Origin of the sequence: Sphingomonas gilva (assembly GCF_003515075.1) — a bacterium.
In the GTDB taxonomy this organism is placed as follows: Bacteria; Pseudomonadota; Alphaproteobacteria; order Sphingomonadales; family Sphingomonadaceae; genus Sphingomonas; species Sphingomonas gilva.
The window spans coordinates 79022-97758 of record NZ_QWLV01000002.1 but is presented as its reverse complement, the minus strand read 5'-3'; the positions used below and the strand labels follow the sequence as shown (position 1 = coordinate 97758).

Genomic DNA, 18737 nt, shown 5'->3' with positions numbered 1-18737 from the left:
ATATGGGGTGCGGTCATCAAGGGGTGCAAGCGTGGCGGAATGGCAGAACGGGGTCTGGTGGTCCAACGACAACCTGCGCCTGCATTACCGCGACTATGCCGGGCCGGCCGACAAGCCGCCGATCATCTGCATCCCGGGCCTGACCCGCAACGCGCGCGACTATGAGGGCGTCGCCGCGCGGCTGGCGGGCGATTGGCGGGTGATCTGCGTCGATCTGCGCGGACGGGGGGAGAGCGCCTATGCCCCCGATCCGATGAGCTATGTGCCGCTCACCTATGTGCAGGATCTCGAGCGGCTGCTCGATACGCTGGGGATCGAGCGGTTCGTCTCGGTCGGCACCTCGCTCGGCGGGATCGTCACGATGCTGCTGGCGGCGACCGATCGCGGGCGGATCGCCGGCGCGCTGCTCAACGATGTCGGGCCGGAGATCGACCCGGCGGGGCTCGCGCGCATCCGCGGCTATGTCGGCAAGAACGCCAACCACCCGACCTGGATGCACGCCGCCCGCGCGCTCGCCGAGGCCAATGCCGCGGTCTATCCCGGCTGGGGAATCGAGCAATGGCTGGTGATGGCGAAGCGGCTGTTCAAGCTGACCTCCGCCGGGAGGATCGTGCTCGATTACGACATGAAGATCGCCGAGCCGTTCCGCATTCCGGGCAATGAAAGCGGCGTCGACATGTGGCCCGCGCTCGATGCGCTGGCCGATGTGCCGGTGCTGGTTGTGCGGGGCGAGAGGTCGGACATCTTCGCCGCCGCGACCGCGGAAAAGATGGTGGCGCGGCTGGGCAAGGCCGAGGGGGTGACCGTGTCCGGCGTAGGCCATACGCCGACGCTGGAGGAACCTGAAGCGGTTGCGGCGATCGACCGGTTGCTGGCGAAGGTGGCCAATGAATAGCCCGTCGCCCCTGCGCAGGCAGGGGCCTCAGTCGGCAAATGCGATCTCGGATGTGCCACAAACCCAGAGGCCCCTGCCTGCGCAGGGGCGACGGTAGTGGTTCGCATCCTCCATCTCCACTCGACCTTCGCGCCGGGCGGGAAGGAAGCGCGCAGCGTTCGGCTGATGAATGCGTTCGGCGCGGCGGCCAGCCACACCATCGTCAGCGCGATGCCCGATCAGACGGGCGCTGCGAAGATGATCGATCCCCGCGTCGCCTGGGAAATCGCGCAAGCGCCGCCCTCGCTTACCGGCAAGCCCTCGGTCGACCGCTATCAGGCGATCGCGCGCTATCTGCGCAGGTTCGATCTGGTGCTGAGCTATAACTGGGGCGCGATGGACGGGGTGATGGCGAAGCGCCTGTTCGGCGGGCCGCCGCTCGTTCATCACGAGGACGGCTTCAACGCCGACGAGGCGGTGAAGACCAAGCTGGAGCGAAACCTGTTCCGCCGGCTGGCGCTGAAGGGCGCGCAAGCGCTGGTGGTGCCCTCGGCGCGGCTGGAGGCGATCGCGCGCGCCAAATGGGGCGCATCGGCCAGGCTCGTCCGCATCTCGAACGGCATACCGACCGTGCGCTATGCCGGGCGGCCGCTGCAGCCGCTCAGGAAGACGCTGGGGCCGAAGCCGGGCCGCGCCCTCGTCGGCACGCTCGCGGGCCTGCGCGAGGTGAAGAACCTGCCGCGCCTGGTCCGCGCCTTCGCCGCGAGCGGGGCGGACGCCGATCTGGCGATCGTCGGCGAGGGGCCGGAGCACGACGCGATCCGCGCGGCGGGCGATGCGGCGGGGCTGGGCAAGCGGCTGCACCTGCCTGGTCATCTCGCCGATCCGCACCGCTATATCGGCCATTTCGACCTGTTCGCGCTGTCCAGCGACAGCGAGCAGCAGCCGATCTCGGTGATCGAGGCGATGGCGGCGGGGCTGCCCGTCGCCGCCCCGGCGGTCGGCGATGTCGCCGACATGGTGAGCGAGGCCAATCGCCGCTTCATCACCGCCCCCGGCGACGAGCGCGCGCTGGCGGGCGCGATCCGCGCGCTGATAGCCGATGCCGACCTGCGCGCGAGCATCGGCGCCGCCAATCAGGCGCGGGCGCTCGCCCACTATGACGAGGCGAAGATGATCGCCGCCTATCGTGCGCTCTACGCCGAAACATTGGGGCGTCCAGGCGCGTTCGGCTAACGTAACGTAAATATGTCGCGCGGCAGCCTGCTTGCTCTATAGGGGTGGGCGATAGCCATGTGTCGGAGATGTTCGTGTTCAAAGGCCTCAAACCCATCGTCTATAACGGCCAGGAGGTCTGGCCGCTGGTGGAAGGCGGGAAGGGCGTCGCCGCGACCAACCACGCCTCCGCGGGCGCGTGGGCGGCGGCGGGCGGCATCGGCACGGTCAGCGCGGTCAACGCCGACAGCTATGATCCCGATGGCAAGATCATCCCGCAGATCTACCACGCGCTCACCCGGCGCGAGCGGCACGAGGAGCTGATCAACTACGCCATCGAAGGCGCGGTGCAGCAGGTGAAGCGCGCGTTCGAGATTGCCGGCGGCAAGGGCGCGATCAACATCAACGTGCTGTGGGAAATGGGGGGCGCGCAGCGCGTGCTGCACGGCGTGCTCGAACGCACCCGCGGGCTGGTCGCCGGCGTCACCTGCGGCGCGGGGATGCCGTACAAGCTCTCCGAGATCGCGGCCTCCTACAATGTCAGCTACCTGCCCATCGTCAGCTCGGGCCGGGCGTTCCGCGCGCTGTGGAAACGCGCCTATTCCAAGGCGTCCGAATGGCTCGCGGCGGTGGTCTATGAGGATCCCTGGCTGGCCGGCGGGCATAACGGCCTCAGCAACGCGGAGGACCCGCTCAAGCCGCAGGATCCCTATCCGCGCGTCAAGGAGCTGCGCGAGGTGATGCGCGAGGGCGGCATCTCGGACGAGGTGCCGATCGTGATGGCGGGGGGTGTCTGGTATCTGAGGGACTGGAACGACTGGATCGACAATCCCGAGCTTGGCCAGATCGCCTTCCAGTTCGGCACGCGGCCGCTGCTCACCCAGGAAAGCCCGATCCCGCAAGGGTGGAAGGACAAGCTGACCGATATCGAGGAAGGCGAGGTGCTGCTGCACCGCTTCTCGCCCACCGGCTTCTATTCATCCGCGGTGCGCAACCCCTTCCTGCGTGAGCTGGAGGCGCGATCGGAACGGCAGGTGCCCTTCTCCACCCAGCAGGCGGGGGACCATACCCACCAGCTCGACGTGGGGGTGAAGGGCAAGAATTTCTGGGTGACCAAGAACGACCTGCTGCGCGCGCGCGAATGGTACGGTCTCGGCTATGTCGACGCATTGAAGACGCCGGATAACACACTGGTATTCGTAACTCCCGAAGAAAAAACAATGATCCGCAAGGACCAGGCCGATTGCATGGGCTGCCTCAGCCAGTGCGCCTTCTCGTCATGGGCGGATACGGAGACCAACTCGACCGGCCGCCTCGCCGATCCGCGATCTTTCTGCATCCAGAAAACGCTGCAGGACATCGCCCATGGCGGCCCGATCGACCAGAACCTGATGTTCGCCGGTCACGGCGCCTACAACTTCAAGCGCGATCCCTTCTATTCGAACGGCTTCGTGCCGACGGTGAAGCAGCTGGTGGACCGGATCCTGACCGGGGATTGATCAGTCGGGGTCGGGATCGGCGGTTGCGGCGCCCACCGCCGCGCCGCCCACGCCGCCGACGGCTGCGCCTTCCTCCACGCTCACATCATCGCTCAGCGCCCCGACCGCCGCGCCGCCGGCCGCGCCGATCGCGGCGCCCTCGACGATATTGCTCGAGCAGCCGGCGAGGCCGACGGCGGCGAGAAGGGCGAGGGGGACATGCGTCTTCATGATGGGCTCTCCGAAGTGGCTCCATCATTTCCAACGGTGGGCACCGCGTGCCGGTTCCTCATCTTGGCAGACCTCGCTTGCATCCGATCCGGTTGAAGCCTATTCTTGTCCACATTATGAGGATTTAAGTGGACAGGAGTGTCGTGCGGTGCCGATGACGTTGAACGTGCGTCTGAGTGGAATACTTGAGGATCATGTCGCCGAAAATGTCGGCGAGTACGGCGCTTATGAGAATGTCAGCGAGTATGTCCGTGATTTGATCCGGAAGGATCGAGCCCGTGCCGAAGAAGAGCGTTTCCAGGCGTTAAAAGCCGAACTACAGGCGGCGTTCGCGACACCCGACAGCGAATTCCTGCCTTTCGATGCCGATGAGTTCCGTGCGCGCATGAAAAAGCGTTACGCGTGACAAGAGCTACCATCGCTCCCGCTGCCATGGCGCAACTGGAGGACATCTACGACTATACTTTCCGCCGTTGGGGCGTGAAGCAAGCCGACACTTATTCCGATTCGCTGCTGGACGCGATCGAACGGATAGCCGCCAGGCAAGTACCTTGGCGGGCTGTCGCGGCGGACATAGGTGTTGATGGCTATTTCTGTCGAAGTGGAGCCCATTTTATATATTGGCGTGTCTCTGACGGGACCGTCAGAGTCGTGGCGATTCTGCATCAGCAGATGCATCAGCTAGATCGCGTGCGGCAGGCGTTCGCCGACGAACCTTAAACCCACCCCTCCAGCACCTGGTCCGGCGGCCTGTGCCCGTCGGCCCAGACGCGGATGTTCTGGATCACCTTCTCGCCGGTCGCCTCGCGGCCCTCATAGGTGGCGCTGCCCATGTGCGGGGTCATCACGACGTTGGGGAGGGCGAGCAGGCGCGGGTCGATCTCCGGCTCGTGCTGCCACACGTCGAGTCCCGCGCCCGCCAGCCGGCCCGCCTCCAGCGCCTCTACCAGCGCCTCTTCGTCGACGATGCCGCCGCGCGAGGCGTTGATCAGATAGACGTGGCGGCGGAGCAGGCCGATGCGGCGCGCGTCGATCAGGTTCTCGCTGTCGGCGTTGCGCGGGGTGTGGATCGTCAGGATGTCCACCGCCCTCAGCATCTCGTCGAGGTGCTCGTGCCAGACGGCGCCGACCTCCTCCTCGGCGATGGCGGGCAGGCGGTGGCGGTTGTGATAGTGGATCGACAGGCCGAAGGCGCGCGCGCGGCGCGCCACCGCGCGGCCGATGCGGCCCAGCCCGACGATCCCCAGCGCCTTGCCGCCGATGCGGTGGCCGAGCATCCCGCCGGGGCTCCAACCTTTCCACTGACCCGAGCGGACGAGCTTCTCGCCCTCGGCCAGGCGGCGCGGCACCGCGAGGATCAGCGCCATCACCATGTCCGCGGTGTCCTCGGTCAGCACGCCCGGCGTGTTGGTGACGATGATGCCCTTCTTTCGCGCTGCCTTCAGGTCGATATGGTTCACCCCCGCGCCGTAATTGGCGATCAGCTTGAGGCGCGGGCCCGCCGCCTCGATCAGCGCGGCGTCGATCTGGTCGGTGACGGTGGGGACGAGCACGTCGCAGTCCGCCACGGCGGCGCGCAGCTCGTCGGCGGACATCGCGCGGTCGTCGCGGTTGAGCGCGGCGTCGAACAGGTCCGCCATTCGACGCATCGCCGCGTCGGGCAGCTCGCGGGTGACGACCACCCTGGGCCTGGCGTGGCGCTCCATTGTCATCGCCATTCGATTGGGGTTTCGGGGGCCATGCGTCAAGCGATGGGTTGAAGCGGCGGCCCGGCTGTCGCATTGAGGGGCCATGAGGGCGAAACGGGTGATCGGGCTCGCGGTGGGGATCGCGATGGCCGCGAGTGTGGGGCAGGCATGGGCGCAGGCGCGCAAGGCGCCCTATTTCGCCTCGATCGGCGCGGGCGAGGCGCGGATGCGCACCGGGCCGGGCCGCAACTATCCGGTCGACTGGCTCTATGTGCGAAGCGGCCTGCCGGTGCGCGTGGTCGAGACCTATCCGCACTGGCGCAAGATCGAGGACCCCGACGGCACGATCGGCTGGATGCAGGCCAATCTGCTGAGCGACACGCGCACCGCGATGGTGCGCGGCGGCGAGATCCGCACGCTGGTCGAGGAGCCCCGGCGGGGCGCGCGCGTGCTGTGGCGGGTCGAGCCCAAGGTGATCGGCCGCATCAGCGACTGCGAGGACGGCTGGTGCCGCTTCGACGTGCGCGGGCGCGCGGGCTATATCGAGGTGGCGCACCTCTGGGGCGTCGAGGCTGGCGAGGTCGTGGAGTAGCAACCGTCGCCCCTGCGCAGGCAGGGGCCGCTGGGTTCGTGGCACATCCGAATTCCGCATGCGCCGCCTGAGGCCCCTGCCTGCGCAGGGGCGACGGGGATTAGTCGACCAATTCCAGCGCCACCGCGGTCGCCTCGCCGCCGCCGATGCACAGGCTCGCGACGCCGCGCTTGAGGCCGCGGTTCTGCAGGGCGGCGATCAGCGTCGCCATGATCCGCGCGCCCGATGCGCCGATGGGATGGCCAAGCGCGGTCGCCCCGCCGTTGACGTTCACCTTGGCGTGATCGATGCCGAGATCGCGCATCGCGATCATCGACACGCAGGCGAACGCCTCGTTGACCTCGAACAGATCGACATCGCCGGCCGACCAGCCCGCCTTGTCGAGCACCTTCTGCATCGCGTTGACCGGCGCGGTGGTGAATTTCGCCGGCTGGTGCGCATGCGCGGCGGTGGCGACGATGCGGGCGACGGGCTTCAGGCCCTTCGCGTTCGCGACGCTCTCGCGCGCCATCACCAGCGCGGCGGCGCCGTCCGAGATGGAGGAGGCGTTGGCGGCGGTGATCGTGCCGTCCTTGGCGAAGGCGGGCTTGAGACCGGGGATCTTGGACGCGTCGCCCTTCAGCGGCTGCTCGTCCTTGTCGACCGTCTCCACGCCTTTGCGGGTCCTGACCTCCACGGCCACGATCTCGCGATCGAAGCCTCCCGATTTCTGCGCCTCTTGTGCGCGGGTGAGCGAGGCGATGGCGTAATCGTCCTGCGCTTCCCGCGTGAACTGATATTCGCCCGCGGTCTCCTCGGCGAAGCTGCCCATCGCGCGGCCGGGCTCATAGGCGTCCTCCAGCCCGTCGAGGAACATCGAATCGATGATCCGGTCATGCCCGATGCGCGCGCCGCCGCGATGCTTGGCGAGCAGATAGGGCGCATTGGTCATGCTCTCCATCCCGCCCGCGACGAGCAGGTCGACCGATCCGGCGGCGAGCGCTTCCGCGCCCATGATCGCCGCCTGCATGCCGCTGCCGCACATCTTGTTGACCGTCGTCGCCTCGACCGACTGGGGCAGCCCGGCCTTGAGCGCCGCCTGCCGCGCCGGCGCCTGGCCGAGCCCGGCGGGAAGCACGCAGCCCATATAGATGCGCTCGACATCCTCGCCGTCCACCCCCGCGCGCTCGACCGCCGCCCTGACCGCGGTCGCGCCCAGATCGGTCGCCGACGCGCCCGCGAGGCTGCCCTGGAACGAGCCCATCGGGGTGCGGGCATAGGACAGGATGACGACGGGATCGGCGTTCATGGCGTGGGCTCCGGTGGATGTGCTGCCGCTGATCTAGGGTCCAAACTCAATTAGAACAGGGTCGTGACGGAGCGGATTTTGGCGCCAGGCTAGGAGCAAGGAGGGAGCGATGCCATAGCATCGTGACCGACGCGCAACGCCGCATGGCACCAAAAGCCGCCCGCCGCCGGAGGCGGTCGCCCGTGGAAGACCGCCGAGCGTCGTCGCTTGCTTGCGCGTAGCTTCGGCTACGCGACTGCGCTGCGCTCCTTGTCGGCGGTCTTCCACGGGCGATCACGATCCCTGTTCTAATTGAGTTTGGACCCTAGTGTCGATCGCGACCAAGTCGAGTCCGGCGCCTTGGGTTTGGACCCTAGGCCACCCGCGGCCTCTGCGCCAACGCCGCATCGCAGGCGAGCCTGTCGGCGCGCTCGTTGTCGGGATGGCCGTTGTGACCGCGCACCCACACCCATTCGATGCGGTGGGGCTTCGCCGCCGCCCATAGCGCCTGCCACAGATCGGCGTTCTTGACCGGCTTCTTGTCGGCGGTGCGCCAGCTGTTCTTCAGCCAGCCGTGCATCCACTTGGTCATGCCGTCCATCACATAGCGGCTGTCGGTGGAAAGCGTCACGCGGCACGGCTTCTTGAGCGCGCCCAGCGCCTCGATGACCGCCGTCATCTCCATGCGGTTGTTGGTGGTCAGCGCCTCGCCGCCGGACAGTTCCTTCTCGCGCGCGCCCGACCGGATGATCGCGCCCCAGCCGCCCGGTCCCGGATTGCCCTTGCACGCGCCATCGGTGGCGATCTCGACATGGGGAAGCTCGGTCATGCGAAGCAGCCCGGATTGGCGCGATACCATTCCAGCCGCCGCAGATAGGCGACCGGATCCTTCCGGGTGACGAGCGCGTCGGCGGGGGTGTTCAGCCAATCCCAGGCGCGGGTCAGCAGGAAGCGGATGCAGGCGCCGCGCGCGAGTATCGGCAGCGCCGCGCGCTCCTCGCTGCTCAGCCCGAAGGCGGAAGCGTAGCCGCCCAGGATATTCGCGCCCACGCCGGCGTCTACCGGCGCGCCGGTCGCGTCGAACGCCCAGGCGGAATGGGTGACGGCCAGATCATAGGCGCGAATGTCGGTGCAGGCGAAATAGAAGTCGATCAGCCCGCTCACGCTGTCGCCGCGCACCAGCACATTGTCGGGGAACAGATCGGCATGGATCGTGCCGGTGGGGAGCGAGCGCGGCCAATCGCGCTCCACATCGTCCAATGCGGCCGAGATCGTGGCGAACAGGTCCGGCGCGATTTGGTCCAGATCGCCGCTGCAGCGGTTGAGCAGCGGCCGCCAGGCATCGACGCCCAGCCCATTGGGCCGCGTCGGCGTGAAGTCGCGGAGCGCCGCGTGCATCGCACCCAGCGCGCGGCCCGCGCTTGCCGCCTGCCTTGGGGTCGGGTGCGACAGCGACACGCCCGGCAGGAATTCGATCAGGCACGCGGGGCGCCCCTCGACCGTCTGCACCTGCACGCCCGCCCGATCGGGGATCGCACGCGGCACCGGGTTGCCGCGCTCCGCCAGATGATCGAGCAGCGCAAGGAAGAAGGGCAGGTCGCCCGCATCGACGCGCTTTTCGTACAGCGTCAGGATGAAGCGCGCCCGGGTCGTGTCGACCAGATAGTTGCTGTTCTCGACACCCTCGGCGATGCCCTTGGCGCTGACCAGTTCGCCGACATCGTAGCGCGCCAGCAACGCTTCGAGCGCCTCCGCCGAGACGTGGGTATAAACCGCCATCCCGCTTCGCTCAGGCGGCTTCGAGGCCGCGGGGGAGCTTGAACGCCATGTTCTCGGCCATCATCTCGACTTCGCGCTCGGTCACCTCGAAGCGCGTGGCGAGATGGTCGACGACCTCGCGCACCAGCAGTTCAGGGGCGGAGGCGCCCGCGGTGATGCCCACCGTGCCGACGCCGCGCAGCCAGTCGAAATCGATGTCGGCGGCGCGCTGGATCAGCCTGGCGTCGGTGCCCTGCCGCTCGGCGACCTCGACCAGGCGGACCGAATTGGACGAATTGGGCGCGCCGATCACCAGCACCAGATCGACCGAAGAGGCGATCGCCTTGACCGCGGTCTGGCGGTTCGAGGTGGCGTAGCAGATATCCTCGCCGCGCGGCGCCTGGATGCTTGGGAAGCGCGTCTGCAACGTGCGGACGATGGCGGCGGTGTCGTCGACCGACAGCGTCGTCTGCGTCAGAAAGGCGAGATTGTCCGGATCGGCGGGCGAAAGCGCAGCGACATCGGCCTCGGTCTCGATCAGCGTCATCGATCCTTCGGGCACCTGGCCGAAGGTGCCGATCACCTCGGGATGACCCCTATGGCCGATGAAGACGATGTGCCGCCCCGCCGCGACCAGCCGCTCGGCCTGACGATGGACCTTGCTGACCAGCGGGCAGGTGGCGTCGAGATAGTTGAGGCCGCGCTCGGCCGCCTTGTGCGGCACCGCCTTTGGCACGCCGTGCGCGGAGAACACCACCGGCACGCCGTCCGGCACGTCGTCCAGCTCCTCGACGAACACCGCGCCCTTGGCCTTCAGATCGTCGACGACATAGCGGTTGTGGACGATCTCGTGCCGCACATAGACCGGCGCGCCATATTTCTCGATCGCCAGCTCGACGATGCGGATCGCCCGGTCGACGCCGGCGCAGAAACCCCGCGGCGCGGCGATCAGCAGTTCGAGCACGGGCTTGGCGGCGGCTTGGGCGTTCATGCGCCCGCCCATACGCGATTGCTTGCGCGCGCGGAACCCGGACCCTAAAGCATCGCCCATCTTTTTGTGCGAAGGAATTGCGTCCCCGTGCCCAGCCCCAAGATCCTCCTTTCGCTTTCGGCCGCCGCTCTCGCCCTGGCGGGCTGCGCGGGCACCGGTGACATCGTCGATGGCGGCATTACGCAGATCCGGTCCGCCTGCCCGGCCGTGGGCGTGCCGGCGGGCACCGGCGACGTGACGCTGTTCGATCCGGCGAACTCGACGCTGGCGAGCGCGATCGACGTGACCGCGACGATCACCAATGTCCGCTCGACCTGCGGCGAGGGCGGCAGCGAGATCGTCACCGGCGTGACGTTCGACGTCATCGCGCTGCGTCGCGACGTGGGCGCGGCGAGGGCGGTGACGCTCCCCTATTTCACCGCGGTGATCCAGGGCGGCAACGCCGTCGTCGCCAAGCGCACCGGCCAGGTGGTGCTGAACTTCGCCGCGGGCGAGGCGCGCGCGCAGACCTCGATCTCGGCGGGCGCGTCGGTCGATCGCGCCGCCGCCGAGCTTCCCGACGACATCGAGGAGCAGATCACCCGCAAGCGCGAGGTGGGCGATCCCGACGCGGCGATCGATCCGCTGTCGCTGCCCGCGGTGCGCCAGGCGGTGCTGCGCGCGAGCTTCGAGGTGCTCGTCGGCTTCCAGCTGACCCAGGAGCAGTTGCGCTACAACGCGACGCGGTAACAGTCCCGTCGCCCCTGCGCAGGGCACCCAGCAAAGTAATATATTGCTGGGATCCAAGGCAGGGGCCGCAGGGTTTGTGGCACACCCGGCATAACGTTCGCCGACTGAGGCCCCTGCCTGCGCAGGGGCGACGAGGATTGCGATTGACTCGCCTCCGCGCCGCAGCCAAGGCTCGCGCCAGTCGATGACGGGTCCGCCCGTCGGAGTCGCGCGGGAGAGGGTGGGTTTCGAGCCTGCCGCCGAAGGAGCAACCGCCCCGGAATCTCTCAGGCAAATGGACCGCGCGAGGCCGTTCGACGCTCTGGAAAGCGAGGCCCGGAAGGGACTCCACCGAAGGGGTAAGCCGGCTCGCCGCAAGGGCCGCGCGAAAGCTCTCAGGTTCCGTGACAGAGGGGGCAGCGCAAGCGACGGCGGATCGATCGATCCGCCCGCTTCGTTGCACCGCCACGGGAGAGTGATCGATGAGCGAGATCGTCCATAACGGCCCCACCGACGCCACCCAGGCGCGCGGGCAAGCCTATAGCGGCGACCCCGATGGCGATGCGGACGCGCCCGCCGTCCAGCACCTCCCCCTCGACGCCTGGCACCGCGCGCGAGGCGGCCGGATGGTCGAGTTCGCCGGCTATCACATGCCCGTCCAGTACGAAGGCGTGATGGCCGAGCATCTCTGGACGCGCGAGAATGCGGGGCTGTTCGACGTCAGCCATATGGGCCAGCTGCTGTTCACCGGCGAAGGCGGGGCGGACCCGGCGCGCGCGCTGGAGGCGCTGCTTCCTGGCGACATCGCCGGGCTCGGCGAAGGGCGGATGCGCTATTCGCTGCTGCTCTCCGAAGGCGGCGGCATCCTCGATGATCTGATGGTGACGCGGCGCGCCGACGGCATCTACATGGTGGTGAACGGCGCGACCAAGTATGACGATCTCGGCTGGCTGCGCGAGAATCTCGCCGACGACATCACGATCAACCATATGGACGAACAGGCGCTGCTGGCGCTGCAGGGGCCCAAGGCGGTCGATGCGCTCCAGCGTCTCGTACCCGGCGTCGCCGACCTGACCTTCATGAAGGCGGCCGCGTTCGACTGGAACGGCATCCCGCTGTGGATCAGCCGCTCGGGTTACACCGGCGAGGACGGGTTCGAGATCTCGGTTCCGGCAAGCGCCGCCGCGACGCTCGCCGACGCGCTCACCGAACAGCCGGAGGTCAAGCCGATCGGCCTCGGCGCGCGCGATTCGTTGCGGCTGGAGGCGGGGCTGCCGCTCTACGGCCACGATCTCGACGAGGACACCACGCCGGTGATGGCCGATCTCGGCTTCGCCCTCTCCAAGCGCCGCCGCGAGGAGGCGAACTTCATGGGCGCGTCACGCATCCTGCTCGAACGCGAGCAAGGGCCGGTGGTCAAGCGCGTCGGCCTGCTGGTCGAAGGCCGCCAGCCGGTGCGCGAGGGCGCGGCGGTGGTCGACGGCGACGGGAACGAGGTCGGCAAGGTCACCTCGGGCGGCCATTCGCCCAGCCTCAACGGCCCGATCGCGATGGCTTATGTCCCCGCCGCGATGGCCGCGCCCGGCGCCGCCGTCACGCTCGCCCAGCGCGGCAAGGTCCACCAGGCCATAGTCACGCCGATGCCCTTCGTTCCCCACCGCTATCACCGCTGAGGAGTCCGCCGCATGAGCCGCTACTTCACCGAAGACCATGAATGGATCGATGTCGACGGCGATACCGCCACCGTCGGCATCACCGACTATGCCCAGGGCCAGCTCGGCGACATCGTGTTCGTCGACGTGCCCGAGGAGGGCAAGGAGCTGGCCAAGGGCGACGAGGCCGCGACGGTCGAATCGGTCAAGGCCGCCTCCGACGTGTACACCCCGGCATCGGGCACGGTGATCGAGGGCAATGCCGAGCTCGCCGACCAGCCCGGCCTGGTCAACGAGGACCCCGAGGGCGACGGCTGGTTCTTCAAGCTGACGCTGAGCGACACGTCCGAGCTCGAAGAGCTGATGGACGAGACCGCCTACGCGGCGTTCGTTTCGAAGCTTTGAAGCTACTCCCTTCCCTGCAAGGGAGGGGTTGGGGGTGGGTGCGAGCGAAGCGAGCTCCCGCTGCATCCCCAAGCGCCGACAGCGGCATCGAGCCGCTGCCGCCGCTGGACCCACCCAGTGAATGACCGCAACTGGGTCGATCATGCCCCCGGCATGATCGAAAAATGCCTGGGAGGCATTTTGGGCCCAATTGCGGTCATTCACTCCCTCCCTTGCAGGGAGGGGAGAGGACATCGAATGCGCTACCTGCCCCTTACCGATCCCGATCGCCAGGCGATGCTCGCCGTCATCGGCGCGTCGTCGATCGACGATCTGTTCGTCGACGTCCCCGAAGCCGCCCGGCTCGACGGGCCGATCCACGGCCTGCCGCTGCACGCCAGCGAAATGGCGGTCGAACGCCATCTGACCAAGCTGGCGGCGAAGAACCTCGCGGCCGGCAGCGCGCCCTTCTTCCTCGGCTGCGGCGCCTATCGCCACCATGTGCCCGCCTCGGTCGACCACCTGATCCAGCGCGGCGAGTTCCTCACCGCCTACACGCCCTATCAGCCCGAGATCGCGCAGGGCACGCTGCAGATGCTGTTCGAGTTCCAGACGCAGGTCGCGCGCCTGCTCGGCACCGATGTGGCGAACGCATCCATGTATGACGGCTCGACCGCCTGCTGGGAGGCGATCGGCATGGCGCGGCGGATCACCAAGCGGGCGAAGGCGATCCTCTCCTCGGGCCTGCACCCGCACTACGTCTCGGTCGCGAAGACGATGGCGAAGTTCACCGGCGACGTGCTGGAGACCGCCGCGCCGACGCTGGACCCCGAGCCCGATCACGCCCGGCTGCTCGATCTGATCGACGGCGACACCAGCTGCGTCGTCGTCCAGTTCCCCGACATCCTCGGCCGGATCGGCGACCTGTCCGAGCTTGCCGCGCGCTGCGCCGCCAACAAGGCGCTGCTGATCGCGGTCGTCACCGAACCCGTCGCCTTGGGCGCGCTCAGATCGCCCGGTGAGATGGGCGCGGACATCGTCGTCGGCGAAGGCCAGTCGATCGGCGTCGGCCTCCAGTTCGGCGGGCCCTATGTCGGCCTGTTCGGGGCGAAGGAAAAGTATGTCCGCCAGATGCCCGGCCGGCTGTGCGGGGAGACGGTCGACGCGGAAGGGAAGCGCGGCTTCGTGCTGACGCTGTCCACGCGCGAACAGCATATCCGCCGCGAAAAGGCGACGTCGAACATCTGCACCAATTCAGGGCTTTGCGCGCTGGCCTTCTCGATCCACATGACCTTGCTCGGCGAGCGCGGCCTGCGCGATCTCGCCGCGCTCAACCATGCCGGCGCGGTCGCGGCGGCGGAGCGGCTGGCGAAGGTGCCCGGCGTCGAGCTGGTCAACACCGGCTTCTTCAACGAATTCACGCTGAAGCTGCCGCACGAGGCGCGCCCGGTGGTGCGGACGCTGGCCGATCGCGGCATCCTCGCCGGCGTTTCGCTCGGCCGGCTCTATCCGGACGAGGCGGACCTCGCGGGCGGTCTTGTCGTCGCCGTCACCGAAACCACCACGCCGGAGGACGTCGAGACCTTCGCCTCCACGCTCGAGGAGGTGCTGGCATGAGCATCAACCGGAGCGGGTGGAAGCCCGAAATGAGCCAGGTGGGCGCGAGCGACACCGCCACCTTCACAGGCAACCGCGCGCTGATGCTGGAGGAGCCGCTGATCTTCGAGATCGGCAGCACTGAGACGACGGGCGTCGATTTCGATCCGATCCTCCCCGGTACGGGGAGGGGGACCGCCGGCGAAGCCGGTGGTGGAGGGGGGGCAACCACAAGCGACTCGCTTGCGGCCAGCCCCCTCCACCGTCCTTCGGACGGTCCCCCTCCCCGTGCCGGGGAGGATCGCCTCGGCGACCTTTCCCGCACCGCGCCCATCGGCCTCCCGGGCCTCTCCGAGCCCGAAGCGGTGCGCCACTACACCCGGCTCAGCCGGCAGAACTACGCCATCGACCTCGGCCTGTTCCCGCTCGGATCGTGCACGATGAAGCACAATCCGCGCCTTAACGAGCGGATGGCGCGGCTGCCTGGGTTCGCCGACATCCATCCGCTCCAGCCGGTCGACACCGTCCAGGGCGCGCTCGGCGTCATCAACGAGCTGGCGGTCTGGCTGATCGAGCTGACCGGCATGTACGGCGTGGCGATGACGCCGAAGGCCGGCGCCCACGGGGAATTGTGCGGCATCCTGTGCATCCGGGCGGCGTTGGAGGCGCGGGGCGATCCCCGTTCGGTGATCCTCGTCCCCGAAAGCGCCCACGGCACCAACCCCGCCACCGCCGCCTTCGCCGGCTACAAGGTGGAGGATATCCCCGCGACGCCCGACGGCCGCGTCGACCTGGAGGCGCTGAAGGCGCGGCTGGGCCCCGACGTTGCGGGCGTGATGATCACCAATCCCAACACCTGCGGCCTGTTCGAGCGCGACATGAAGGCGATCTCCGACGCGGTGCACGCGGCGGGCGGCTATGTCTATTGCGACGGGGCGAACTTCAACGCCATCGTCGGCCGCGTCCGCCCCGGCGATCTCGGCATCGATGCGATGCACATCAACCTGCACAAGACGTTCAGCACGCCGCACGGCGGCGGCGGGCCCGGCTCCGGCCCGGTGGTGCTGTCTGAGGCGCTGGCGCCCTATGGCCCGCTGCCCTTCACCGAGCGCCATGCCGATCGCCATATCACGCTGGTGGAGGAAGAGACCGTCGGAGACCGGCATCCGCACAGCTTCGGCCGCATGTCCGCCTTCCACGGCCAGATGGGCATGTTCACCCGCGCGCTCGCCTACATCCTGAGCCACGGCGCGGACGGGCTGCGCCAGGTGGCGGAGGACGCGGTGCTCAACGCCAACTATGTGCTGAGGAGCCTCGACAAGACGCTCGACGCGCCGTTCGCGCATTCGGGCCCGTGCATGCATGAGGCGCTGTTCAGCGACAATGGCCTGCCCGAAGGCTTCTCCACCATCGACATCGCCAAGGCGCTGATCGACGAGGGCTATCATCCGATGACGATGTATTTCCCGCTCGTCGTCCACGGCGCGATGCTGGTCGAGCCGACCGAGACCGAGAGCAAGGCGGCGCTCGACCAGTTCATCGGCGCGCTCAGGTCGGTGGCGGAACGCGCCAAGGCGGGCGACTCCTCGCTCAAGTCCGCCCCCCACTTCGCCCCCCGCCGCCGCCTCGACGAGACGCTGGCGGCGAGGAAGCCGGTGCTCGTGTGGAAGGAGCCCGAGGCGGCGAAGGCGGCGGAGTGAGCGACCCGCGCCGCCACGCGCCGGCGACCTCGCGCAACCGCGATCCGATCCTGGCGGTGCTGCGCGACGCGCTGCCGGCGTCGGGCGTGGTGCTGGAGATCGCCAGCGGATCGGGCGAGCACGCCGCCCATTTCGCGCCGGCGCTGCCCGGCATCGTCTGGCAGCCGAGCGACCCCGATGCGGCGGCGCGCGAATCGACCGCCGCCTGGACGGCAGGGATCGCCAATGTCCGCGCGCCGCTCGCGCTCGACGCGGCATCGGCCGATTGGCCGGTCGCCGCGGCCGACGCGCTGGTCTGCATCAACATGATCCACATCGCGCCATGGGCGGCGTGCGAGGGGCTGATGGCCGGCGCAGGGCGCATCCTGCAGCCGTGCGCGCCGCTGGTCCTCTACGGCCCGTTCCGCCGCGCCGAAGTGCTGACCGCGCCCTCCAACGAGACGTTCGACGCCTCGCTCAAGGCGCGCGATCCCTCTTGGGGCCTGCGCGATCTGGAAGCGGTGTCCGCGCTCGCCGCCGTTCACGGCCTGCGCTTCGATCGCGCGGTGGAGATGCCGGCCAACAACCTCAGCCTCATCTATCGCCGCTAGGTCCGTCCCGTGCGGGCGGGGTCTCCCACGTCGCCCCTGCGAAGGCAGGGGCCTCAATCGGCATATGCGACGGCGGATGTGCCACAAACCCAGAGGCCCCTGCCTCCGCAGGGGCGACGAGTCCTAGACAGAACACACCCCTAATCCACCGCCACCGGCGTCTCGGCGCGGCGCAGGCGGTGCTCGCGCCAGACGATGTAGAGGCCGCTCGCGACGATGATCGGCGCGCCCAGCCAGGTCAGCGGCGCCGGCAGCGCCCCGAACAGCAGCCAGCCGAACGCCGCCGCCCAGATCAGGCTGGTATAGTCCATCGGCAGCACCACCGCGACGGGCGCGAGCCTCAGCGCGCCGGTCAGCGCGAGCTGGCCGATGCCCCCCGCCACCCCCATCGCGATCAGCAGCCCCCAGGTCGCCGCGTCATGCCCCTGCGCGAAGAAGGGGAAGGCGATGCCCAGCGGCACCAGCGAGGTGACGGTGAACCAGAAGACGATGGTCGGCGCGCGCTCGGTCCGGCCCAGGTCGCGGATCAGGATCGTCACCGTCGCGGTCAGGATCGCGCCGGTCAGCGCCACCGCCGCGCCCGCCAGCGGGACGTGATTTCCGCCCGGCTGCAGCACGATCACCACGCCAATGAAGCCAGCGATCACCGCGCCCCAGCGATGCGCGCCGGTCGTTTCCTTGAGCACAACGGCGGACAGGATCGTCGCGAAGATCGGCACGGTGAAGCCGAACGTCGTCGCCTCGGCCAGCGGCAGCAGCAGCACCGCCCAGAAGTTGAAGATCATGCCGGTCAGGCCGATCGCCATCCGCCTGACATGCGCCACCGGCCGCGCGGTCCTCAGCGTGCCGACGCCCCCCGTCGCCAGCACCCAGCCGAGCACCAGCGGCGCCGCGATCGCCTGCCGCCAGAACACGATCTCCCCCAGATTGGCGCCCTTCGCCTCGGCCAGCTTGGCGGCGGCAAACATCACCGCCAGCGCCAGCACCGCCACCAGGCGCAGCGCTATTCCGGCGAGGGGGCGACTATCCGGGCTTGGCACCCGGCGCTGATAGTCGCGGGATCCAGGTTCGGCCAGACGACAGTCGCGCAATTTATCGCATGCAGGAACTGCGCTTTCGTGCGGAATGACGGCGAGATGGCGCGGCAGACCGGCGCCCGGGATGCGAGGTGACAACGGTGAACGTGAGCTCGATCACGGTACCGGACGGCAAATTGTCCGGGCATTTGACGTTGATCATTTCATGCCTTTCGAAACGCTCGCTTACGCGAGAATTCGTTCGGCTTAGCCGTCTTGAGCGGCATCTGAAATTAGAGGCACGTCCATTATGGATATAGAGTTTGATCCATAGCGGACATGTCGTTCCTTCTTATGAACAAAGAAAGAACATAAGAAGTTCTTGATATGGCCTTCCGTCTGCTCATTTCCGGCCCGAAAGCGTGCTTCCCGAGGCCGGAATTTCGCTTCGCACGAATTAGCTATGACGTGATGACCCCCGTTGCAGCCAAAGGCGTTCTCGAGGCGATACATCTGAAACCCTCGATCAACTGGATCGTCCAACGGATTCGCCCGCTGATGCCCATCCGGATGACCGACGTGGCGGCCGTGTCCCGCCGGGAGGCGAAGGAACTGGGCGGGCTGGATCACATGAATGTCGATGGCCGAATTCTCGTAGATGTCGCGTATCTTATCGAAGCGCGGTTCGAACTGACGGCGCTCGCGCGCGATGACGAGACGACGGCGGCGCATTCCGCCATGTTTCAGCGGAGGTGCAAGCGCGGCGGCTACATCCCCCCATTTCTGGGCATGCCCGGCTTTTCCTCCACCATCCGGCTTCTGGAGCGAGATGAGGGTCTGCCGATTTCCGTCGGCATACCGGACGAGCTGGATCTGGGCTGGATGATCTACGATGTCGCGCCGGTGGAGGGGGGGACCCCGCGCTTCTTCCGAGCAGAAATCAAGAACGGCGTCCTCGACGTGCCCCCTGCCCATAGCCCCGACATTCGCGCTTGAC

General features: G+C 68.1%; 20 protein-coding genes and 2 riboswitches. Of the genes, 13 read left to right on the top strand and 7 right to left on the bottom strand.

The genetic code is table 11. The features are described 5' to 3' along the window. The first annotated feature begins 31 nt into the window (after positions 1–31). The 3 genes from D1610_RS05095 to D1610_RS05085 all read left to right on the top strand — a co-directional run bounded on the left by D1610_RS05095 (position 32) and on the right by D1610_RS05085 (position 3588). On the top strand, positions 32–895 hold the full coding sequence (locus D1610_RS05095; protein ID WP_118863082.1) for an alpha/beta fold hydrolase: 864 nt from the start codon (positions 32–34) through the stop codon (positions 893–895). A gap of 96 nt (positions 896–991) precedes the next feature. Beyond that, on the top strand, positions 992–2110 hold the full coding sequence (locus tag D1610_RS05090; protein ID WP_245941993.1) for a glycosyltransferase family 4 protein: 1119 nt from the start codon (positions 992–994) through the stop codon (positions 2108–2110). A gap of 74 nt (positions 2111–2184) precedes the next feature. Continuing rightward, complete coding sequence (locus tag D1610_RS05085; RefSeq protein ID WP_118863704.1) at positions 2185–3588, top strand: NAD(P)H-dependent flavin oxidoreductase; 1404 nt, start codon at positions 2185–2187, stop codon at positions 3586–3588. Here D1610_RS05085 and D1610_RS05080 read toward each other — a convergent pair whose 3' ends face one another. Beyond that, entirely contained in the window at positions 3589–3798 is a 210-nt protein-coding gene (locus tag D1610_RS05080) for a hypothetical protein (RefSeq protein WP_118863080.1), read from the bottom strand. A 154-nt stretch (positions 3799–3952) separates the two neighbouring features. Between D1610_RS05080 and D1610_RS05075 the strand changes: the two genes are divergently transcribed. Beyond that, complete coding sequence (locus D1610_RS05075) at positions 3953–4204, top strand: ribbon-helix-helix domain-containing protein (RefSeq protein WP_118863079.1); 252 nt, start codon at positions 3953–3955, stop codon at positions 4202–4204. Beyond that, the gene (locus tag D1610_RS05070) at positions 4201–4518 is read left to right on the top strand and encodes a type II toxin-antitoxin system RelE/ParE family toxin (RefSeq protein ID WP_281268948.1); all 318 of its coding nucleotides are present in this window, start codon (positions 4201–4203) and stop codon (positions 4516–4518) included. Before D1610_RS05075 ends, D1610_RS05070 begins: the two co-directional genes overlap by 4 nt. On the opposite strand, the gene D1610_RS05065 is transcribed toward D1610_RS05070, so the two are convergent. Further along, positions 4515–5516 (bottom strand): 2-hydroxyacid dehydrogenase, encoded by a 1002-nt coding sequence (locus D1610_RS05065; protein ID WP_118863077.1) that lies wholly within the window; start codon positions 5514–5516, stop codon positions 4515–4517. The two genes, D1610_RS05070 and D1610_RS05065, sit on opposite strands and share 4 nt — an antisense overlap. Before the next feature lie 73 nt (positions 5517–5589). On the opposite strand from D1610_RS05065, the gene D1610_RS05060 reads away from it, so the two are divergent. Beyond that, positions 5590–6078, top strand: coding sequence for an SH3 domain-containing protein (locus tag D1610_RS05060; protein ID WP_118863076.1), 489 nt, complete (start codon positions 5590–5592; stop codon positions 6076–6078). Positions 6079–6178: 100 nt separating this feature from the next. On the opposite strand, the gene D1610_RS05055 is transcribed toward D1610_RS05060, so the two are convergent. From D1610_RS05055 to ispH, 4 genes are all read right to left on the bottom strand, one after another. Further along, entirely contained in the window at positions 6179–7366 is a 1188-nt protein-coding gene (locus D1610_RS05055) for an acetyl-CoA C-acyltransferase (protein WP_118863075.1), read from the bottom strand. Positions 7367–7718: 352 nt separating this feature from the next. After that, positions 7719–8174 carry a ribonuclease HI gene (gene rnhA, locus D1610_RS05050; RefSeq protein ID WP_118863074.1) on the bottom strand — a complete coding sequence of 152 codons (456 nt, stop codon included), beginning with the start codon at positions 8172–8174 and terminating at the stop codon, positions 7719–7721. Further along, the gene (gene thrB, locus D1610_RS05045) at positions 8171–9124 is read right to left on the bottom strand and encodes a homoserine kinase (RefSeq protein ID WP_118863073.1); all 954 of its coding nucleotides are present in this window, start codon (positions 9122–9124) and stop codon (positions 8171–8173) included. Before thrB ends, rnhA begins: the two co-directional genes overlap by 4 nt. A 10-nt stretch (positions 9125–9134) precedes the next feature. After that, positions 9135–10094 carry a 4-hydroxy-3-methylbut-2-enyl diphosphate reductase gene (ispH, locus tag D1610_RS05040; protein ID WP_118863703.1) on the bottom strand — a complete coding sequence of 320 codons (960 nt, stop codon included), beginning with the start codon at positions 10092–10094 and terminating at the stop codon, positions 9135–9137. Positions 10095–10181: 87 nt separating this feature from the next. Here ispH and D1610_RS05035 point away from each other — a divergent pair, with 87 nt between their 5' ends. The 6 genes from D1610_RS05035 to D1610_RS05010 all read left to right on the top strand — a co-directional run bounded on the left by D1610_RS05035 (position 10182) and on the right by D1610_RS05010 (position 16724). Continuing rightward, positions 10182–10823, top strand: a complete 642-nt coding sequence (locus D1610_RS05035; protein WP_245941992.1) for a hypothetical protein — start codon at positions 10182–10184, stop codon at positions 10821–10823. Positions 10824–11024: 201 nt separating this feature from the next. After that, positions 11025–11115: riboswitch (glycine riboswitch) on the top strand. Continuing rightward, positions 11116–11223, top strand: a riboswitch (glycine riboswitch). A gap of 61 nt (positions 11224–11284) precedes the next feature. After that, positions 11285–12475 carry a glycine cleavage system aminomethyltransferase GcvT gene (gene gcvT, locus D1610_RS05030; protein WP_118863072.1) on the top strand — a complete coding sequence of 397 codons (1191 nt, stop codon included), beginning with the start codon at positions 11285–11287 and terminating at the stop codon, positions 12473–12475. Between the two features lie 12 nt (positions 12476–12487). Beyond that, on the top strand, positions 12488–12859 hold the full coding sequence (gcvH, locus tag D1610_RS05025; protein ID WP_118863071.1) for a glycine cleavage system protein GcvH: 372 nt from the start codon (positions 12488–12490) through the stop codon (positions 12857–12859). Between the two features lie 237 nt (positions 12860–13096). Continuing rightward, the gene (gene gcvPA, locus D1610_RS05020) at positions 13097–14455 is read left to right on the top strand and encodes an aminomethyl-transferring glycine dehydrogenase subunit GcvPA (protein ID WP_118863070.1); all 1359 of its coding nucleotides are present in this window, start codon (positions 13097–13099) and stop codon (positions 14453–14455) included. Beyond that, positions 14452–16134, top strand: a complete 1683-nt coding sequence (gene gcvPB, locus D1610_RS05015) for an aminomethyl-transferring glycine dehydrogenase subunit GcvPB (RefSeq protein ID WP_245941991.1) — start codon at positions 14452–14454, stop codon at positions 16132–16134. Before gcvPA ends, gcvPB begins: the two co-directional genes overlap by 4 nt. Beyond that, positions 16131–16724 (top strand): DUF938 domain-containing protein, encoded by a 594-nt coding sequence (locus D1610_RS05010; protein ID WP_118863069.1) that lies wholly within the window; start codon positions 16131–16133, stop codon positions 16722–16724. The genes gcvPB and D1610_RS05010 overlap by 4 nt, the downstream gene beginning before the upstream one ends. Positions 16725–16864: 140 nt before the next feature. On the opposite strand, the gene D1610_RS05005 is transcribed toward D1610_RS05010, so the two are convergent. Further along, a complete protein-coding gene (locus D1610_RS05005) occupies positions 16865–17764 on the bottom strand; it encodes a DMT family transporter (protein WP_281268947.1) in 900 nt (299 codons plus the stop codon). 363 nt (positions 17765–18127) lie between these two features. Here D1610_RS05005 and cas5c point away from each other — a divergent pair, with 363 nt between their 5' ends. After that, positions 18128–18736, top strand: a complete 609-nt coding sequence (cas5c, locus tag D1610_RS05000) for a type I-C CRISPR-associated protein Cas5c (protein ID WP_118863068.1) — start codon at positions 18128–18130, stop codon at positions 18734–18736. Position 18737 lies beyond the last annotated feature (1 nt).